The organism is Acinetobacter yuyunsongii (assembly GCF_041021915.1).
Taxonomy (GTDB): Bacteria; Pseudomonadota; Gammaproteobacteria; order Pseudomonadales; family Moraxellaceae; genus Acinetobacter.
This window is the reverse complement of sequence record NZ_CP157435.1, coordinates 26,383-44,130: the sequence shown is the minus strand read 5'-3', so window position 1 is coordinate 44,130 and position 17,748 is coordinate 26,383. Positions and strand designations below refer to the sequence as shown.

The following is a 17,748-nucleotide window of genomic DNA, read 5'->3' as shown; positions in this document are numbered from 1 at the left end:
TGTGTGAAGTTTTTTATTGGATTTATCGCTTTTTTTTCAAGAAGCGCTACACTAACAACAGATTAAACCGAAATAATCATCCTAATATAGAGGTATTTCCATGTCACAATTGAATGTTGACCCACAAGAAATCGCAAAATTTGAAGCATTAGCTGCTAAATGGTGGGACCAACATTCTGAGTTCCGCCCACTTCATCAAATCAACCCGTTACGCTTAAACTGGATTGATGAGCGTGTTGGTGGCTTAGCAGGTAAGAAAGTGCTTGATGTTGGCTGTGGTGGCGGTATTTTGGCAGAAAGTATGGCTCGTCGTGGCGCTGATGTTTTAGGGATCGACATGGGCGAAGCACCGCTGGCTGTAGGACGTTTACATGCACAGCAAGACAATGTGCAAAATATTGAATATCGTCAAATCCCAGTTGAGGAGTTGGCGCAACAACAAGCAGGACAATATGACGTAGTGACCTGTATGGAAATGATGGAGCACGTTCCTGATCCAGCCTCAATTGTCAAAGCCTGTCAAACACTGGTTAAACCAGGTGGACACGTCTTCTTTTCGACCATTAATCGCAATCCAAAATCCTATTTATTCGCAATTATTGGCGCAGAATATGTCCTACGTTTGTTACCCAAAGGTACGCATGATTATCATAAATTTATCCGCCCTTCAGAAATGGCGCATGATATTCGTAACGCAGGCTTGAGTCTAAAAGAAATGACTGGCTTACATTACAACCCTATCACTAAGCATTATTGGTTAGCACCCAATGTAGATGTGAATTATATGGTTCATACCACAAATACAGGTGCCTAATGAAAGCCGTTTTATTTGATCTTGATGGTACTTTGATCGACACTGCTGCTGATTTTATTCGCATCATTCAACAAATGTGCCGTGATGAACAACGTCCTGTTGTTGATGCAGCAACCATTCGCACTCAAGTGTCTGAAGGCGCACGGGCAATGGTTAAATTGGTGTATCCAGAATTGGATGTGACCGATCCCATCTTTCTAGCTCATCGCCAGCGCTTTTTAGATGTATACGGTGACAATATTGTGGTGGATACGGATTTATTTGTTGGGATGTATGCTCTGCTCGAAGAACTTGAAGCAAACCAGATTCCTTGGGGAATTGTGACCAATAAACCACGTGGTTTAAGTGAATCATTATTGGCTGAATTAAATTTAACCGAACGCTGTGCAGTTTTGGTTTGTCCTGAAGATGTCACGCATACCAAACCCGATCCTGAACCGATGTATCTAGCGGCGAAACAGTTGAATCTGGATGCCAAAGACATTATCTATGTGGGGGATCACCCACGTGATATTGATGCAGGACGTAATGCGGAGATGTACACGATTTTGGCGGCTTACGGGTATTTACCAATAGAATCTCGTGATGATCTGAACGCTTGGCAAGCAGATGCAATTATCCAAACTGTGACTGAGTTACATCAACTGCTCAAACAGAAAATCTCTGCTTTATCAGAAAATCAGGGTATGATGAGCTAAACATTCAACATAAGAACTAGGAGGCATAACAATGAAATATTCAGAATATCAACCTCGTCCAGATCTACTCAAAGATCGTATCATTCTCATCACGGGCGCAGGTGATGGAATTGGTCGAGCTGCTGCTCTTAGTTATGCCCTTCATGGTGCAACTGTGGTTTTGCATGGACGTAGCCTGAATAAACTTGAAGTCATTTATGATGAAATTGAAGGTTTAGGTGCACCACAGCCTGCAATATTGCCATTACAGCTTTCAACTGCATCCAGTCATGACTATGAGCTTCTTGTCGATACGCTTGAGCAACAATTTGGTCACTTGGATGGAATTTTACATAATGCGGGCATGTTAGGTGATCGAGTTGAACTAGCGGATTACCCTGTTGATGTTTGGGACGATGTCATGGCCGTAAATTTACGTGCACCTTTCGCGTTAACTCAAGCATTATTACCACTGCTTGAAAAATCTGAACATGCTTCAGTGGTATTTACCAGTTCGAGTGTAGGTCGTGAAGCTCGTGCTTTATGGGGAGCATACTCTGTTTCTAAAGTTGCAACCGAAGCAATGAGTAAGATTTTTGCAGCAGAAAACACCTATCCGAATATTCGTTTTAACTGCATTAATCCAGGCGGTACCCGTACAGCGATGCGTGCGAAGGCTTACCCAGAAGAAGATCCAAAAATCCTTCCAACGCCAGATAGCATTATGCCTGCATATCTTTATTTGATGGGTGATGATAGTTTAGATATGAATGGGCAAAGTATTGATGCTCAATCTTAACCAATTGAATATAATAAATTTAAACAATATTAAATACGGGCTTCGATGATACTTTTCTAGAGAAATTGCTTAAGGATCTCCATCTTTTTAATGGAATAATGAATTGATCTTCACAGTTTCTCTGCATTTTTAAGGTACAGTTTTCACATGAGAGACATCCGAAGTCCATAAGGTGCATCATGAAAAAATTTTTCATTATCTTGGTTTTAGGTTCAACAAACCTATTGAGTAGTATGGGTAGTTTTGCAGGTCCACATTTTGATCGTGATGATGACTCACGCGGTGGGGGCTGGCAAGGTCGTAACTTTGATCGTCCAGATGATGAAAACCGTATGCGTGAACGTCGTATGCGTGAAGAACGTGGTGTTGAGCGTTTAAAACAACATCGCTGGCAAGCAGGTTACGTCATGCCACAGCATTATCGCGGAAACGGCTACAAAGTTGATTATAAATATAATAATCTCCCACGCCCTGGTCGTAATGAGCAATGGTATAAAATCAATAATGATTTTATTTTAGTCAACTCTGATGATAATAGTATTATCCGAATCATGGGGTTCTAAACATATTCTCGGACGATGACTGTACAAAGTTGAAGCGTTGTTTTAGGAATAGATTTATCTTTTTATTTTTTTCGTTAGAATCAGATAAATTGATGTATATCTGAGATGAACATGGCGAACCAAATGACTGAAACTTCACATAGCACAACGCAAGATTATGTGCATTGGTTTCGCCACTCAGCACCATATATTAATGCCCATCGTGATAAAACTTTTGTGCTTATGTTTGGTGGTGAGGCCGTCTTACACCAAAACTTTCAGCATATTATTCATGATATTGCCCTATTGCATTCTTTAGGGATTCGTTTGATTTTGGTGCATGGCGCACGCCCACAAATTAATCAAAATCTACGTGAAAGCCAAATTGAAACGCCTTTTCATCAAAGTCGTCGTGTGACAACTCGTGCATCACTACGTAGTATCATGAATGCAGTTGGATCGATTCGTTTAGAAATTGAAGCTCTTCTATCAATGGGCTTAGCAAATTCACCCATGTATGGTGCCCGCATTGATGTCGTTTCGGGTAACTTTGTAACGGCTAAACCCTATGGCATTCGGGATGGGGTTGATTTTCAGCTCACAGGTGAAGTCCGTTCAATTGATACCGATGCGATTCAACGTCACTTAGATAATCATAATATTGTGTTACTAGGGCCTACAGGTTACTCAACCACTGGAGAAGTATTTAACTTATTGGCGGAAGAAGTCGCGACCAAAACAGCAACTGTATTACAAGCCGATAAATTGATTTTCTTGGGTGAAAAACAAGGATTAATGAACGAGCAACAACAATTATTACGTGAATTAAGCTCGTATCAACTTGAACCTTATATTCAACAATACCAAACACAATATCCAGAATTCGCTTTACACCTCAAACAAGCTCAACAAGCTTCATTATCTGGGGTGCACCGTGTTCACCTCATTTCATATACTTATGATGGTGCTTTGATTGAAGAATTATTTACACGCGACGGGATTGGCACTTTAATCACAGATGCCCACTATGAAGAAGTACGCATTGCCAATATTCATGATGTCGGCGGTTTAATCAACTTATTACGTCCACTCGAACAGGAAGGTATTTTAGTCTATCGTTCACGTGAACGTCTTGAAAGTGAAATAGAACAGTTCGCGGTGATTGAACGAGATGGCATGATCTTAGCCTGTGCAGCGCTCTATCCTATTCCTGCTGAATCAGGTGAAATTAAATCTGCTGAAATTGCCTGTGTCGCTGTCGATTCGAGTTATCGTAAATCGAATCGTGGTAGCCAAATTTTGCAATTTTTGGAAACCAAAGCAAAACAACAAGGTATTCAACAACTATTTGTTCTCACGACCCGTACCGCACATTGGTTTTTAGAGCAGGGTTTCAGCCCAGCAAGTGTTGATGATTTACCGAATGCTCGACAAGCGCTCTACAATTATCAGCGTAATTCCTTAGTCTTCAAAAAAGTTTTGTTCTAATTATATTTGACCTGAAGATATCTTTATTTCTGATAAAGATATCTTTTGACTTCTTTCTTTTCTATTTTTATTCAGCTCATTAGAAAAATAAGCGCACTGAATTTTTAAAAATAAAAATATAAAACAGAAACTTAAATATTAATTAAATTTCAATACTTATTCATCTTCTCAATAACATTATCTATTTTTCTATTTTGCACTTTTCATCATAAGCAAAGCCCAATTATTTATTTTTTATGCATTAAAAAAAGTTTTAGCTTAATTGCTCAACTTATTTAGATCTTGTAATTTTCTGGGGAGCACAATCAACATGGCTATTTTTATCAATCGCTCATGGGCAACTTCAACCATCATCGCAGCAACTATTGCTGGCGTAATGGGCGTTGCGGGTTGTGCAAAAAAACCTGAGCAGCAAGCAACACCAAAACAAGAAACCACCACATTAAATATCGGCTTTCAAAAGTATGGCATTTTGCCGATTGTCAAAGCAAAAGGTGAATTAGAAAAGAATCTTGCTGCTCAGGGCGTCCATGTAAAATGGGTTGAATTTCCAGCCGGTCCCCAACTTTTAGAAGGCCTAAATGTAGGTAGTGTGGTATTTGGTGAGGCCGGTGAAGCGCCTCCTATTTTTGCCCAAGCAGCAAATCCTAACTTGGTCTATGTTGCAAATCAGCCACCAGCACCTACTGCAGAAGCCTTAATCGTTCAAAAAGATTCACCAATACAATCTGTACAAGACCTGAAAGGTAAACGTATTGCATTGAACAAAGGCTCAAACGTTCATTATCTTTTATTGAAATTACTAGAAGCCAATAATTTAACTTTAAATGATATTCAGCCTGTTTATTTACCACCATCAGATGCTCGCGCAGCATTTGAAAAAGGCGCAGTCGATGCTTGGGTGATATGGGATCCATTCTTTGCAGCAGCAGAGCATCAAATCCATGCACGTGTGATCGCAAACGGCGAGCATTTGGTCAGCAATCATCAATTCTATTTAGCTGATCGTAAGTTTGCGGAAGGACATCCCGAAGTTCTAAAAACACTGGTGACAACATTGAATCAAACCACGGATTGGGTAAAGATCCATCCTGATGATGCTGCAAAATTACTCGAAAAACCAACCGCACTTGAACTCGATGTTTTAAAAACTTCAATTTCTCGGATGGGTTTTGGCGTTCAGCCAATTTCTGAAAAAGTCACAAAAGAACAGCAGTACGTAGCTGATGCCTTTTTTGCTCAGAAATTAATTCCAAAGCAACTGGTCATTGCAGATGCTGTATTAAAAAACCAAGTTCAATAATTGAGAGTCTACTTTAGGTAATTTCTCATTGGTTTTGATTGTGATCAATCAAAGTGCTTTATCCCTCATGCAGATTGCAATCTAAAACACGATGCAATCTGTCTCATTTACATGATCTCATTCTTCATAAGGAATATCGACATGAATATTTTCTGGTTCATCCCCACTCATGGTGACAGCCGTTACTTAGGCACCAGCAAGGGCGCACGTCAGGTCGATCATGCTTATATGAAACAAATCGCCGTTGCTGTCGACAACCTTGGTTATGCTGGCGTATTGATTCCAACAGGTCGTTCTTGTGAAGATCCATGGATCACAGCAGCCAGCCTCATTGATGCAACCAAACAATTAAAGTTTTTGGTGGCACTACGTCCCGGAATTACGACCCCCGCGTTGGCGGCGCGCATGGCTGCTACCTTTGATCGCCTCTCCAATGGTCGTATTTTACTCAATCTTGTAACAGGCGGTGACGAGCAGGAACTCAAGGGCGATGGTCTATATGAAGATCACAGTACTCGTTATCAGACTGCCTCTGAATATGTCAAAATTTGGCGTGAGATTCTGACTCGCTCCCATACAGGTGAATCTTTTACTTTTCATGGCGAACGACTCAGTGTCGATGAAGCAAAATTACTTTATCCACCTGTGCAAAAGCCCTATCCTCCCTTATGGTTTGGTGGATCATCAACAGAAGCAACTGAACTTGCCGCTGAACAGGTTGATACTTATTTAACTTGGGGTGAACCACCTGCTGCGGTGGAAGAAAAAATTAATCATTTACGTGCTCAGGCAGCAGCCAAAGGACGTACTCTAAATTATGGTATCCGATTGCACGTGATTGTTCGTGAAACCAATGAACAAGCTTGGGCTGCCGCCGATGAACTCATTCAATATTTAGATGATGAGACTATTGCAGCAGCGCAGAAAAAATTTGCACAAATGGACTCGGTCGGGCAGCAACGCATGGCGGCTTTACACGGCGGACGCAAAGATCAATTAGAAGTCTCACCAAACTTATGGGCAGGTATCGGTTTAGTTCGTGGCGGTGCAGGTACAGCTTTAGTCGGCGATCCAAAAACTGTTGCTGCACGTATTCAAGAATATGCTGACTTGGGGATTGATACCTTTATTTTCTCTGGCTATCCACATTTGGAAGAATCGATCCGCTTTGCTGAATTAGTATTTCCACTTCTGCCACTCAAAACTCGTGAGAAACTGACACAACCACATCTCACAGGTCCTTTTGGTGAAATCATTGCCAATAACTATGTGCCTGAGGTCAAAACACCAAAAGCGTTGGTTCAGGAGGAGGCATGAGTACAACACCATTTCTAAATAATGTTTCACGTGGAACACAAAAAATAGGCAAAGGTCTCTTGCCGTGGTTGTTTCCAGTTTTATTGCTACTGATTTGGCAAGCTGCTTCAAGTTCAGGTCTATTACAAAGCCGTGTATTACCTGCTCCAACTGCCGTAGTGAGTGCTTTTTGGCACTTACTGATCAGTGGTGAACTTTGGCATCATGTCAAAGTCAGCGCAGGTCGTGCCTTGCTTGGTGTGTTGGTCGGCGGTGGTCTCGGACTACTTTTAGGACTACTTAATGGTTCATCACGCATTGCATCGACCTTACTTGATACCACATTGCAAATGATCCGCAATATCCCCGCACTAGCACTCATTCCGCTGGTAATTTTGTGGTTTGGTATTGATGAAACAGCCAAACTCTTTTTAGTCGCAGTAGGTGTATTTTTCCCAATCTACATCAATACCTATCATGGTATTCGCTCGGTAGATCCTCAGTTGATTGAAATGGGTAAAAGTTACGGACTCAATCGCTGGCAATTGTATAAAGAGATCATTCTACTCGGAGCAATGCCTTCTATTTTAGTTGGACTACGCTTTGCTTTAGGTTTGGTTTGGGTATTGCTCATCGTGGCCGAAACGATTTCCGCTCAAGCAGGTATCGGCTATATGACCATGAATGCACGTGAGTTCTTGCAAACCGATATCGTTTTGGTCGGTATTTTACTTTACGCCATACTTGGAAAATTAGCGGATGTATTGGCAAGAGCACTAGAGCGATATTTATTACGGTGGCATGCAGGCTATCAAAAATAAAAAGGTCAACTATATGAGTAATCTAAATTTAAATTTCTATGAAAATCCCTTGATTCAACCCCTTGGCGAATCTGAAGCATCGACTACTGCAAGCAATAGCAATGGTGCAAATATTCTGATTGAACAATTGTATAAGTTTTATGGTGAAGTCAAAGTGCTTGAAGACTTAGACTTAAATATTCAAGCAGGTGAATTTGTCGCCATAGTAGGTCGCAGTGGTTGTGGTAAAAGCACCCTACTCCGCTTAATCGCCCAACTTGAAAAACCAAGCTATGGCGAGATTAAATTTCAGTCCGCAAGAAACTTTCGTGAAGGCATCACAAACGATGATATTCGCGTTATGTTTCAAGATCCACGCTTACTTCCGTGGAAAAATATTTTACACAACGTACAATTAGGTTTACCAAAAGATCAACACCTGCTTGCTGAAAATTTATTAGAAAAAGTAGGCTTAAAAGACAAATCCACACAATGGCCAACTCAACTCTCTGGAGGTCAACGTCAACGTGCCGCATTAGCCAGAGCACTTTCTCATGCACCACGTATTTTATTACTGGATGAACCCTTAGGGGCGCTAGATGCTCTCACACGTTTAGAAATGCAAAGCCTGATTGAACGCCTTTGGAAAGAACAAGGTTTTACTGCAATTTTGGTCACACACGATGTGAGTGAAGCGGTACAATTGGCAGATCGAATTATTTTGCTAGATCAAGGACATATTGCACATCAATTTCAAGTGAATTTACCACGACCACGTAAGAAAACTATTGCATTTGCGCAGTTGGAACAACAAGTGTTAGATGCGGTTTTAGCAACTTAAAACCGCACCATGATCATAAATTCCACTGGATATGCATCAAAAACTGAGCTTATTCATCAGCATTTAACACTGAATTGTTTACAAAATATGTAATTCATTTTTTAGATTTCAAGTATTATCAATTAGATCGCTTCAATTCATCTTGGAACTGCGTATTTTTCGACAAAAAAACTGTGTTATTGTGCACAAATCGGACAATTTATCTTACAATGTCAATGACATTTTTTGAATCAAGCTCGCAGATGGAACAGAAAAAAAGTACACAAAAGCGCAATCAACTGCTGAATGCTGCCCTCGATGTTTTTTCCGTCTATGGATTCAGTGGAGCTAGTCTGGATGAGATTGCCCAGCTCGCAAATATGCATAAATCCAATATTTTCTATTATTATGAAAATAAAGAGTCACTTTATGTTGAAGTGCTCACCACGGTATTACAAAAGTGGCTTGCACCCTTGCAAACCCTAGAGTCTGAGCTTGAGCCAACTGAAGCCCTCACTCACTATTTAATTCAAAAAATTGAAAGCTCGCGTGATCAACCGAAAGCCTCACGTTTATTTGCCCTTGAGATTATTCAAGGTGCGCCGCATATTTTACCAATCTTAAAAGGCCCTTTGAAAAAGCTATTTAAGCGTAAAACCAAGGTGATTCAAACTTGGCAAGAACAAGGTAAATTGTCGGCAGAGATTGACCCTGAATTGTTGATTCTCAATATTTGGGCAATCACCCAAAACTATGCTGATTTTTCGACGCAAATGGAAATGGTCACAGGTAAAACTTTGCGTAACCGTAGTATGTTTCAACGTACGGTTGAGCACACTGTGCATATGATGTTGTATGGTGTGTTGCCACGTTAAATTTTCTGGTGGTGTTTCAAAAAGTATGCTGAAACAAAGCAGGTTGAATTTTGATAAAATAGAGAAATGCGAATAACTCTAGAAATCAAATGTCCAACCTGCCTCAGTGACAGTATAAAGAAAAATGGCATCAAAGTAGATGGGAAACAAAACTATCAGTGCAAAGACTGTAAACGTCAGTTTATTGGTGACCATGCTCTGAGCTATCTAGGATGTAATTCAGGCATTACTCGAAAAATATTACAGTTGATGGTCAGAGGTAGTGGTATACGAGATATCGCTGAAGTTGAGCGAATCAGTATCGGTAAAGTTTTACGTACTTTAACCGAATCGACCTACCAAATTCAGCCTAAACAAAGTCATTATGAGTCTCTTGAAGTTGATGAGTTTTGGACTTTTGTGGGAAATAAAAATAATAAACAATGGCTTATTTACGTCTACCATCGAGAAACAGGTGAGATTGTTGCTTATGTTTGGGGTAAAAGAGACTTAGCTACAGTTCAACGATTGAAAACAAAGCTTAAACAATTAGGTATTCACTACACCCGAATTGCAAGTGATCATTGGGACAGTTTCATAACTGCTTTTAAAAACTGCAAGCAAAGTATTGGTAAATTTTTTACTGTAGGTATTGAAGGTAATAATTGCAAAATAAGGCATCGAATTAGGCGTGGTTTTAGAAGGAGTTGTAATTTTTCAAAAAAGATTGAAAACCATTTTAAAGCTTTCGACTTAACCTTTTTTTACATCAATAATGGCTTCATTTAATGTCAGCATACTTTTTGAAACACCACCAATTTTCTTTAGTTACAAGCTTTAATTTTAGCGATTGGCGTACACCAAAAAAGCGACTGTGTTAGTCGCTTTTTTCTTGCTAAATAATTAAGGCGATTATTCAACTGAGCTCATCAAAAATATAGAAAATTGATTAATAAACATACGTGAAACGTGAAAGATCAAGAAAAACAGTTCCAGAACGCTATTTACTGAAACGAATTTAGTTAAGATATTGATAATAAAATAAAAATTAAAGAATTTCGCATAAGGTCTATTATGTTAATTTTAGATAAACTTAATTTTTAATATCCATATAGCAGCTTTAAACAAAGTTAAAGAGTTAGGCCGACCACATACCCGAATTGTCACTTAAATTTGTTTAGCTTAGAGAAACTCTATATTTAAAAGCTTCATGCAAAAAAGCCGAAAAGAATCAAAACCGTGTGTTAGCATTATGGAAATAATAGTAGCGTTTTTGGTCTCTAAGATTTTTTGAATCGAATATCATTGACTTAAGTCGTTATTCGTAACAGCGCTCTCAGGCCGATACAATTCTGTCTTTCCCCCCATTTTTAGCTTCATATAGAGCTAGGTCAGCTCGTTTGATAGTGTCTTTGTATGAACGATCTTCCGGCACTATAACTGTCACCCCAATACTAACCGTGACAACTGAACTGTCCACTGAAAACTGGCTTAACTCTTTTTTAGAACTGTCATGTATACGCTTGGCAAACTGAATTGCCTGCTCATGCTCAGTATTGGGCAAGGCAACCACAAACTCATCACCACCCAAGCGGCAGGCACAATCAGTCTTCCGTAGTGTTGAGCGAAGAATGTTAGCTACTGCCCGAATCGCCTCATCGCCCACGTGATGCCCCTTGCCGTCGTTGATTTTTTTTAGGTTATCAAGATCCAACATCAAGATGGAAGTTGGCACTGAATACCGTACGTATGACTCATAGTCTAGCGTCAACTCATGCTCTAGTTTTCTTCGGTTGAAAAGGCCAGTTAGCTGATCGGTATCGCCTAGTTCTCTCAGTCTGATTTCCAGGTCGTGTCGCTTTGAAATATTACTTGCGACCCAGAGCACCACATCTTCGTCGTCCACAGAAAAACTCAGTGCCTGGATGCGTCCTTCAAACCAAATCGGTTTTTCAGGACCATGATCGGGTAGACCTTTTACATCACTGTTGCTCAATTCGTACTCTTCGATGATTAGTTCTCCAGACTCCAGAGTCCGGCCAATCTGTTCAAGAAACCAGTTGGCCTTATCAGGCTTGATTAAATCTGAAATATACAGACCAACGAGACCGGAACCATCGTGATAATAGCGCTTATCACGACCACCAAATACCGCAACGTACTTTCCACTTCGGGACAAGATAAAGGCAGGGTCTGGTAATGTATCAAGAACTATGGACATCTGCTCAATGTTAATCATGAAGCACTTCTTCTGCTTGATTTACAATAATTAACACATTACTCAAATAAAAATAAAATGCACGTATTTTTTGACCAAAAGCTACTACTACTGGCTATTTGGTGGGTACTGTTGGGTAATCCTCCCATAAATAACCGAAGTTAAAAGTAGAGGTACACATAAGTTAAAATTTTATAGAATTGCTTGAGTCTAAAATCTCTAATTAGCATGTATTGAAAACATGTATATTTATCTAAAAAGAGAACTATTTAACATAATGGCCGTTATGCGAACTCAACACAAAATAACACTTTAGTTTCAACAACTCACCCACCACAAATAAGTCCACTAATTACATACCACAGTATTCAACCATTGCATTTAAAAATGGGCTTGATACAGCGCCAATAATTTCTGTGCCCCCACCAGCAGATTCTCTTCCCAATCTAAATGAGCCGTATCATTGGCACCATCTGTAATATATTTGACTGAAATCAAACGCACCCCAAGCTTCTGGCACACTTTGGCGAGGGCATAGGCTTCCATGTCCACCAGATTACAGGATACTTTTGGCTGTCCTGTTTCAAAGGAGTCACCTGTACCACAGATCCCTTTAGGTAAATGTTCAAAATGCGGCTGAACATGGATTTCGGCAGGAATGTCCTCATCCATTGGGGTCACACCCACCGCAAAACCCAGTGGAGACACATCCATGTCGCGTTGCACAAAGGTAATCACCTCAACCAGACTGTGGGCATCAAAATGTGGACTGCCTGCACTGCCCAGATTGATCAGGGTTTTACAGCCAGTTTTCTGAATCACTTCAAAGGCTTTAAACGCCGCATTGATTTTGCCAATGCCACTATAGTGAACCTGAATGCCTGCCTGCTCAAACAGACCCTTTGATTCATTCGGCAATGCCATGATTAAAGCAATATCAGACTGCATCGTGATCACCCAACAATTTAAAATGCGTAGTGTAGCGAATTATCCACCAGAATAAAGCGGGCTAAGCAATCACCCTAAAAAGCCTTTCTCCGAATTTTTTACTGATGAAAAACACAACAACAAGACGAAACGCTGAGAATATGGCAATATATAGCCTTTGCAAAATCACTGTATTTAACGCCCATGAAGTTGCTTCGTCTCAACGCATTATCGCCAGATTTTCAGTTACCGCCGACTGCGGTAACGATTGGCAATTTTGATGGTGTCCATCTTGGTCATCAAGCGATGATTGCCCAACTCAAAACATTGGCAGATGCCAAAGGCTTAAAAACATTGGTGATGATTTTTGAGCCGCAACCACTTGAATTTTTTAAAGCTTATGATGCACCTCCTCGCATCAGCTCGCTCAGAGAAAAAGTAGAATATTTAACTGAACTCGGTGTTGATTACATTGCAGTTGCGAAGTTTGATCAATATTTTAGAAGCTTAAATGCCACTGAATTTGCCGACCTACTCAAATTAAAACTCAATGCACAAAGCTTGGTGCTAGGCGATGATTTTCATTTTGGCAAAGACCGCCAAGGCAACAGCGAATTTTTACGCGATTATGGCTTTGACGTGACCAATTTAAATACCGTCGCTTTAAATGGTGAACGTGTCAGTTCAACCCGTATTCGTCAGGTTCTACAAGAAGGTGATCTGGCATTAGCGGCAAAACTATTGGGCCGTCCTTATAGCATCACAGGCCGAGTGCAATATGGTGATCAGATTGGTCGCACCCTTGATTTTCCAACCATTAATGTGCGCTTAAACCGCCACAAACCGTGTTTAAACGGCATTTATGCGGTGGATGTAGTCTGTGAAAATGCATCATTAAATGCAAAAGTAAAGCATTCAGATCCTACCCTCAACGGGATAACAGGCTATCAAACTGACAGTTTGTTTGGTGCAGGTCATGTCGGGACACGCCCAGCCATCAAACAAGAGCATCCAGAGTGGCGATTAGAAGTACATTTTCCTGATGTTTCTGCTAATCTGTATGGCTTATTGATGCGGGTAACCTTTCTTCACTATTTGCATGGTGAACTGAATTATCCTTCGCTTGAAGCCCTCAAAGCTGGAATCGATGATGATGTGCAAAAATTACGAGACTATCGTGAACGCACACCAGAATTTCCTTTTTAAATTTAAATTTCATTTGTAATACATGTCAGTTTAGACTGATAAAACTGGAAGAAAACTTGCATGAGCGATAAGCAAACTCCTGAAAATGCAGTGGATTATAAAGCCACACTCAATTTGCCAGATACTGAATTTGCCATGAAAGCAAATTTGGCTGTGCGTGAAGCCAAATGGTTAGAAGAGTGGTATGCCGACAACATTTATCAGCAGATTCGTGCATCGCGTATTGGCAAGAAAAAATATGTGCTTCATGACGGCCCTCCATATGCCAATGGTCAAATCCATTTGGGTCATGCAGTCAATAAAGTCCTCAAAGACATTATTATTAAAAGTCGTGTTATGGATGGCTTTGATGCGCCGTATGTGCCAGGTTGGGACTGTCACGGCCTGCCTATTGAACTGAAAGTCGAAGAAAAAGTCGGCAAAGTGGGCGTTAAAGTCGATGCTTCAACTTTCCGTAAAGCGTGTCGTGAATATGCCTACACCCAAGTCGAATTACAGAAAAAAGACTTCGTGCGCATGGGCGTGTTTGGTGATTGGGATAATCCTTACCTCACCATGAACTTTAAGCAAGAAGCAGACATTGTTCGTTCGCTTGGCGCAATTGCCAAAGCAGGTCATATCGAACCCGGCTTAAAACCTGTGAACTGGTGCTTGGATTGTGGTTCTGCGCTCGCAGAAGCAGAAGTTGAATATGAAGATAAAAAGTCTGATGCAATTGACGTTGGTTTCACCGTTGTTGACCTTAAAGATTTAAGCAGCCGTCTTGGTGTTAATGTCCAAGATGTGACTGATATTGTGATCTGGACAACCACACCTTGGACGTTGCCTGCCAACCAAGCCGTTGCACTCCATGCTGAAATTGACTATCAATTGGTTCAAGTGACAACTGAACATGGCAAGCAAAACTTTATTCTTGCCAAAGATCTGGTTGAATCTGCAATTGAGCGCTATAAGCTTGAAAATCCAGTGGTACTGGCTGATTTTAAAGGTTCAGCAATCGAGAATGTCTTATTACAACATCCTCTGATTACTGATCGCCAAGTGCCTGTTATTTTAGGTGAACACGTTATCGCAACCAGCGGTACAGGTGCAGTACATACCGCTCCTGGACACGGTGTGGACGACTATAAAGTTGGCTTACAGTACAACCTAAAAGTCGATAATCCTGTCGGTGGTAATGGCGTATATTTACCAACTGCACCGATTTTTGCGGGTGAGCATATTTACAAAGCCAATCCAAAAATTATCGAAGCTTTGGGTGCTGTCGGTCGTCTATGGGCGCATCAGCCAATCAAACACAGCTATCCACACTGCTGGCGTCATAAAACTCCAATTATCTTCCGTGCGACACCTCAGTGGTTTATCAGCATGGATGCTAAAGGTTTACGTCAGACAGCCTTGAATGCGATTGAAAATGACATCGAGTTTGTCCCAGATTGGGGTAAAAATCGTATTCAATCGATGATTGAAGGACGCCCTGACTGGTGTATCTCACGTCAACGGACTTGGGGTGTGCCAATCCCATTCTTTGTACACAAAGATACCAATGCTTTGCATCCTCGTACGCCTGAATTGATCGAAGAAGTCGCTCAACTGATCGAACAAGAAGGGATTGATGGTTGGTATAACCGTGATGCGAGCGATTTTATTGGCGCAGATGCTGAACAGTACAATGCCGTACGCGATACACTTGACGTTTGGTTTGACTCTGGTACTACACATTACGCAGTATTACGTGAACGTGAAGAATTACAAGATCCAGCAGATCTGTATCTTGAAGGTTCAGACCAACATCGTGGCTGGTTCCAATCGTCATTGTTAACTTCAATTGCGATTAATCAACGTGCACCGTATAAAGGTCTACTTACTCATGGTTTCGTGGTGGATGAGAAAGGTCGTAAGATGTCTAAATCATTAGGCAACATCATCACCCCACAAGATATTATTAAAGATATGGGTGCAGATGGCTTACGCTTCTGGATCGCATCTGCTGACTATCGCTATGAAATGACCGCAGGTAAAGAAATCTTTAGCCGTGCCTCTGATGGTTATCGTCGTATCCGTAATACTTTACGTTTCTTATTGGCAAACTTAAATGGCTTCAAACCATCAACTGATGCTCTACCTGTAAATGAGTTGATTGCATTAGATCAATACATCTTACAACGTGCTGCTGATGTTCAAAAAACCATTCAGCAAGCCTATGAAGAGATGAATTTCCATATTGTCACCAATGCATTGACCAACTTCTGTATCAATGACTTGGGTGGGTTCTATCTCGACATCATCAAAGATCGTCAGTACACCACCAAAGCAGATTCACAAGCACGTCGTTCTGCTCAAACAGCGCTATATCATATCGTGCAAGCTTTTGTTCGCTGGATGTCGCCAATCTTGAGCTTTACCGCACAAGAAGCTTGGCCATTAATTCCAGAACAAACTGGCAAATATGTATTTACCGCAGAATGGTATGACATTCCAACTGCATCAACAGCAAACTTACTGTCTGAAGCAGATTGGCAAACATTGATTAGCGTAAAATCAGCAGTAAATAAACAGATTGAAGCAGCGCGTAACGCTAAACTTGTTGGTAGTAACTTATCTGCAAAAGTTGAACTTTGGGCAGATGAAGCGTTACAAACATTGTTAAACCAATTGGCTGATGAATTACGTTTTGTCTTGATTACGTCTCAAGTCATCGTTCACCCTTACGCTGAACAAGGTGAAAACACGGATCTCTCAGGATTACGTGTCCAAGTCTCCGCAGCAGATGGTGAAAAATGTGTACGTTGCTGGCATGTGCTGCCTGATGTAAATACACACGTTGGCCATACTGGATTATGCGCTCGTTGTATCGTCAACGTCACTGGCAGTGGCGAAGTGAGAAAGTATGCCTAATACACAATCAAAAAAAGGCTTGTTTCAATTTTATCCGCACAATTTACTTTGGCTCGGGCTATCAGTCCTTGCCATTGTGTTAGATCAATGGACAAAATGGATTGCAAGTACACACTTAAATTATGCCGATCCTGTTCCTATATTACCTTTCCTAAATTGGACATTACTGCATAACTATGGTGCTGCATTCAGTTTTCTTTCTGATGCTGGTGGCTGGCAACGTTACTTTTTTACTTCTTTAGCAGGCTTTGTCTCGATTATCTTTATTTTTTGGTTAATGAAAATGCCAAAAAAGATGATCATCCTTCCGATGGCAATTGCATTAATTCTCGGTGGTGCTATAGGCAACCTCATAGACCGCGTCTCATTGGGTTATGTCGTTGACTTTATTCATGTCTATTATCAAGACAGTCACTTCCCTGCTTTTAATATTGCAGATAGTGCCATTACCTTAGGAACAATCCTGCTACTTATTGATACTTTCTTCCTTGAAAAGAAACGTATCCAAAATGCGGAAACAAGAAATGTCTGAAATTATCCAACCAAACGAAGAAATTCGCATTCAAGATGGCTCAAAAGTCGACTTACATTTTTCTGTTTCTATTGAAAATGGTGTTGAGATTGACAATACACGTAATCGTGAAGAACCCGTCAGCCTCGTAATTGGTGATGGTAACTTACTGCCAGGATTTGAAAAGGCATTGTTTGGTTTACGTGCAGGCGACCGTCGTACTGTGCATTTACCCCCTGAAGATGCGTTTGGTCCTTGGAATCCTGAAAATATCCAAATCTTCGATACTGTAAAATTTGAGCAACGTCCGATCGTTGGTCATATGATAGAATTTGAAGACAAAGCCAAAGCGACCTTGTTCGGTATCGTAAAATCCGTCAATGATGACACTACAGAAATTGATTTTAATCATCCTCTTGCTGGTAAAAATATTACCTTTGAAGTAGAAATTTTCAGAGTCACCCCGGCTGGTCAGCAAGGCATCAAATTGATGTAACAAAAAAGCTCTCAAATGAGAGCTTTTTTTTACGCTAAAGAAAAGTATAAGATCATTAAAAGTATTCATTTTTAAAATCAAAGCAATAACACATAGGAA

Annotated in this window: 17 protein-coding genes; 15 read left to right on the top strand and 2 right to left on the bottom strand. The window is 40.6% G+C overall.

Annotated elements, in window-relative coordinates:
* Positions 1-100: 100 nt before the first annotated feature.
* From ubiG to ABLB98_RS00150, 11 genes are all read left to right on the top strand, one after another.
* Positions 101-814: a bifunctional 2-polyprenyl-6-hydroxyphenol methylase/3-demethylubiquinol 3-O-methyltransferase UbiG gene (gene ubiG / locus ABLB98_RS00200; protein ID WP_005163612.1), complete on the top strand. Its 714-nt coding sequence runs from the start codon at positions 101-103 to the stop codon at positions 812-814.
* Complete coding sequence (locus tag ABLB98_RS00195) at positions 814-1,512, top strand: HAD family hydrolase (protein ID WP_087544425.1); 699 nt, start codon at positions 814-816, stop codon at positions 1,510-1,512. Before ubiG ends, ABLB98_RS00195 begins: the two co-directional genes overlap by 1 nt.
* Positions 1,513-1,543: 31 nt before the next feature.
* Complete coding sequence (locus tag ABLB98_RS00190) at positions 1,544-2,290, top strand: YciK family oxidoreductase (RefSeq protein WP_087547329.1); 747 nt, start codon at positions 1,544-1,546, stop codon at positions 2,288-2,290.
* 179 nt (positions 2,291-2,469) lie between these two features.
* Positions 2,470-2,853: an RcnB family protein gene (locus ABLB98_RS00185; protein ID WP_348882713.1), complete on the top strand. Its 384-nt coding sequence runs from the start codon at positions 2,470-2,472 to the stop codon at positions 2,851-2,853.
* A gap of 111 nt (positions 2,854-2,964) precedes the next feature.
* Positions 2,965-4,320, top strand: a complete 1,356-nt coding sequence (gene argA, locus ABLB98_RS00180; RefSeq protein ID WP_348882712.1) for an amino-acid N-acetyltransferase — start codon at positions 2,965-2,967, stop codon at positions 4,318-4,320.
* Positions 4,321-4,630: 310 nt separating this feature from the next.
* Positions 4,631-5,623 carry a sulfonate ABC transporter substrate-binding protein gene (locus tag ABLB98_RS00175; protein ID WP_348882711.1) on the top strand — a complete coding sequence of 331 codons (993 nt, stop codon included), beginning with the start codon at positions 4,631-4,633 and terminating at the stop codon, positions 5,621-5,623.
* Between the two features lie 141 nt (positions 5,624-5,764).
* The gene (ssuD, locus tag ABLB98_RS00170; RefSeq protein ID WP_249570892.1) at positions 5,765-6,940 is read left to right on the top strand and encodes an FMNH2-dependent alkanesulfonate monooxygenase; all 1,176 of its coding nucleotides are present in this window, start codon (positions 5,765-5,767) and stop codon (positions 6,938-6,940) included.
* The gene (gene ssuC, locus ABLB98_RS00165) at positions 6,937-7,740 is read left to right on the top strand and encodes an aliphatic sulfonate ABC transporter permease SsuC (RefSeq protein WP_249570891.1); all 804 of its coding nucleotides are present in this window, start codon (positions 6,937-6,939) and stop codon (positions 7,738-7,740) included. Before ssuD ends, ssuC begins: the two co-directional genes overlap by 4 nt.
* A gap of 13 nt (positions 7,741-7,753) precedes the next feature.
* On the top strand, positions 7,754-8,560 hold the full coding sequence (locus tag ABLB98_RS00160) for an ATP-binding cassette domain-containing protein (RefSeq protein WP_249570890.1): 807 nt from the start codon (positions 7,754-7,756) through the stop codon (positions 8,558-8,560).
* 242 nt (positions 8,561-8,802) lie between these two features.
* Positions 8,803-9,414, top strand: coding sequence for a TetR/AcrR family transcriptional regulator (locus tag ABLB98_RS00155; RefSeq protein WP_004907340.1), 612 nt, complete (start codon positions 8,803-8,805; stop codon positions 9,412-9,414).
* A 66-nt stretch (positions 9,415-9,480) separates the two neighbouring features.
* Positions 9,481-10,182: an IS1-like element ISPa14 family transposase gene (locus ABLB98_RS00150; RefSeq protein ID WP_369028918.1), complete on the top strand. Its 702-nt coding sequence runs from the start codon at positions 9,481-9,483 to the stop codon at positions 10,180-10,182.
* 547 nt (positions 10,183-10,729) lie between these two features.
* Here ABLB98_RS00150 and ABLB98_RS00145 read toward each other — a convergent pair.
* Positions 10,730-11,632 (bottom strand): GGDEF domain-containing protein, encoded by a 903-nt coding sequence (locus ABLB98_RS00145; protein ID WP_004907343.1) that lies wholly within the window; start codon positions 11,630-11,632, stop codon positions 10,730-10,732.
* Between the two features lie 360 nt (positions 11,633-11,992).
* On the bottom strand, positions 11,993-12,559 hold the full coding sequence (locus tag ABLB98_RS00140) for a 5'-nucleosidase (RefSeq protein ID WP_348883690.1): 567 nt from the start codon (positions 12,557-12,559) through the stop codon (positions 11,993-11,995).
* Between the two features lie 183 nt (positions 12,560-12,742).
* On the opposite strand from ABLB98_RS00140, the gene ribF reads away from it, so the two are divergent.
* The 4 genes from ribF to ABLB98_RS00120 are packed head-to-tail and all read left to right on the top strand — an operon-like array spanning position 12,743 to position 17,649.
* Positions 12,743-13,744, top strand: a complete 1,002-nt coding sequence (gene ribF, locus ABLB98_RS00135) for a bifunctional riboflavin kinase/FAD synthetase (RefSeq protein WP_348883691.1) — start codon at positions 12,743-12,745, stop codon at positions 13,742-13,744.
* Between the two features lie 60 nt (positions 13,745-13,804).
* Entirely contained in the window at positions 13,805-16,642 is a 2,838-nt protein-coding gene (ileS, locus tag ABLB98_RS00130; RefSeq protein WP_348883692.1) for an isoleucine--tRNA ligase, read from the top strand.
* Positions 16,635-17,174: a signal peptidase II gene (lspA, locus tag ABLB98_RS00125; RefSeq protein WP_348883693.1), complete on the top strand. Its 540-nt coding sequence runs from the start codon at positions 16,635-16,637 to the stop codon at positions 17,172-17,174. Before ileS ends, lspA begins: the two co-directional genes overlap by 8 nt.
* A complete protein-coding gene (locus ABLB98_RS00120) occupies positions 17,167-17,649 on the top strand; it encodes a peptidylprolyl isomerase (RefSeq protein WP_249570887.1) in 483 nt (160 codons plus the stop codon). The genes lspA and ABLB98_RS00120 overlap by 8 nt, the downstream gene beginning before the upstream one ends.
* Positions 17,650-17,748 lie beyond the last annotated feature (99 nt).

Bases quoted from the DNA above. Each gene is read 5' to 3' on its own strand.
- ubiG (WP_005163612.1), top strand. From the start codon at position 101: ATGTCACAATTGAATGTTGACCCACAAGAAATCGCAAAATTTGAAGCA.
- ABLB98_RS00195 (WP_087544425.1), top strand. From the start codon at position 814: ATGAAAGCCGTTTTATTTGATCTTGATGGTACTTTGATCGACACTGCT.
- ABLB98_RS00190 (WP_087547329.1), top strand. From the start codon at position 1,544: ATGAAATATTCAGAATATCAACCTCGTCCAGATCTACTCAAAGATCGT.
- ABLB98_RS00185 (WP_348882713.1), top strand. From the start codon at position 2,470: ATGAAAAAATTTTTCATTATCTTGGTTTTAGGTTCAACAAACCTATTG.
- argA (WP_348882712.1), top strand. From the start codon at position 2,965: ATGGCGAACCAAATGACTGAAACTTCACATAGCACAACGCAAGATTAT.
- ABLB98_RS00175 (WP_348882711.1), top strand. From the start codon at position 4,631: ATGGCTATTTTTATCAATCGCTCATGGGCAACTTCAACCATCATCGCA.
- ssuD (WP_249570892.1), top strand. From the start codon at position 5,765: ATGAATATTTTCTGGTTCATCCCCACTCATGGTGACAGCCGTTACTTA.
- ssuC (WP_249570891.1), top strand. From the start codon at position 6,937: ATGAGTACAACACCATTTCTAAATAATGTTTCACGTGGAACACAAAAA.
- ABLB98_RS00160 (WP_249570890.1), top strand. From the start codon at position 7,754: ATGAGTAATCTAAATTTAAATTTCTATGAAAATCCCTTGATTCAACCC.
- ABLB98_RS00155 (WP_004907340.1), top strand. From the start codon at position 8,803: ATGGAACAGAAAAAAAGTACACAAAAGCGCAATCAACTGCTGAATGCT.
- ABLB98_RS00150 (WP_369028918.1), top strand. From the start codon at position 9,481: ATGCGAATAACTCTAGAAATCAAATGTCCAACCTGCCTCAGTGACAGT.
- ABLB98_RS00145 (WP_004907343.1), bottom strand. From the start codon at position 11,632: ATGATTAACATTGAGCAGATGTCCATAGTTCTTGATACATTACCAGAC.
- ABLB98_RS00140 (WP_348883690.1), bottom strand. From the start codon at position 12,559: ATGCAGTCTGATATTGCTTTAATCATGGCATTGCCGAATGAATCAAAG.
- ribF (WP_348883691.1), top strand. From the start codon at position 12,743: ATGAAGTTGCTTCGTCTCAACGCATTATCGCCAGATTTTCAGTTACCG.
- ileS (WP_348883692.1), top strand. From the start codon at position 13,805: ATGAGCGATAAGCAAACTCCTGAAAATGCAGTGGATTATAAAGCCACA.
- lspA (WP_348883693.1), top strand. From the start codon at position 16,635: ATGCCTAATACACAATCAAAAAAAGGCTTGTTTCAATTTTATCCGCAC.
- ABLB98_RS00120 (WP_249570887.1), top strand. From the start codon at position 17,167: ATGTCTGAAATTATCCAACCAAACGAAGAAATTCGCATTCAAGATGGC.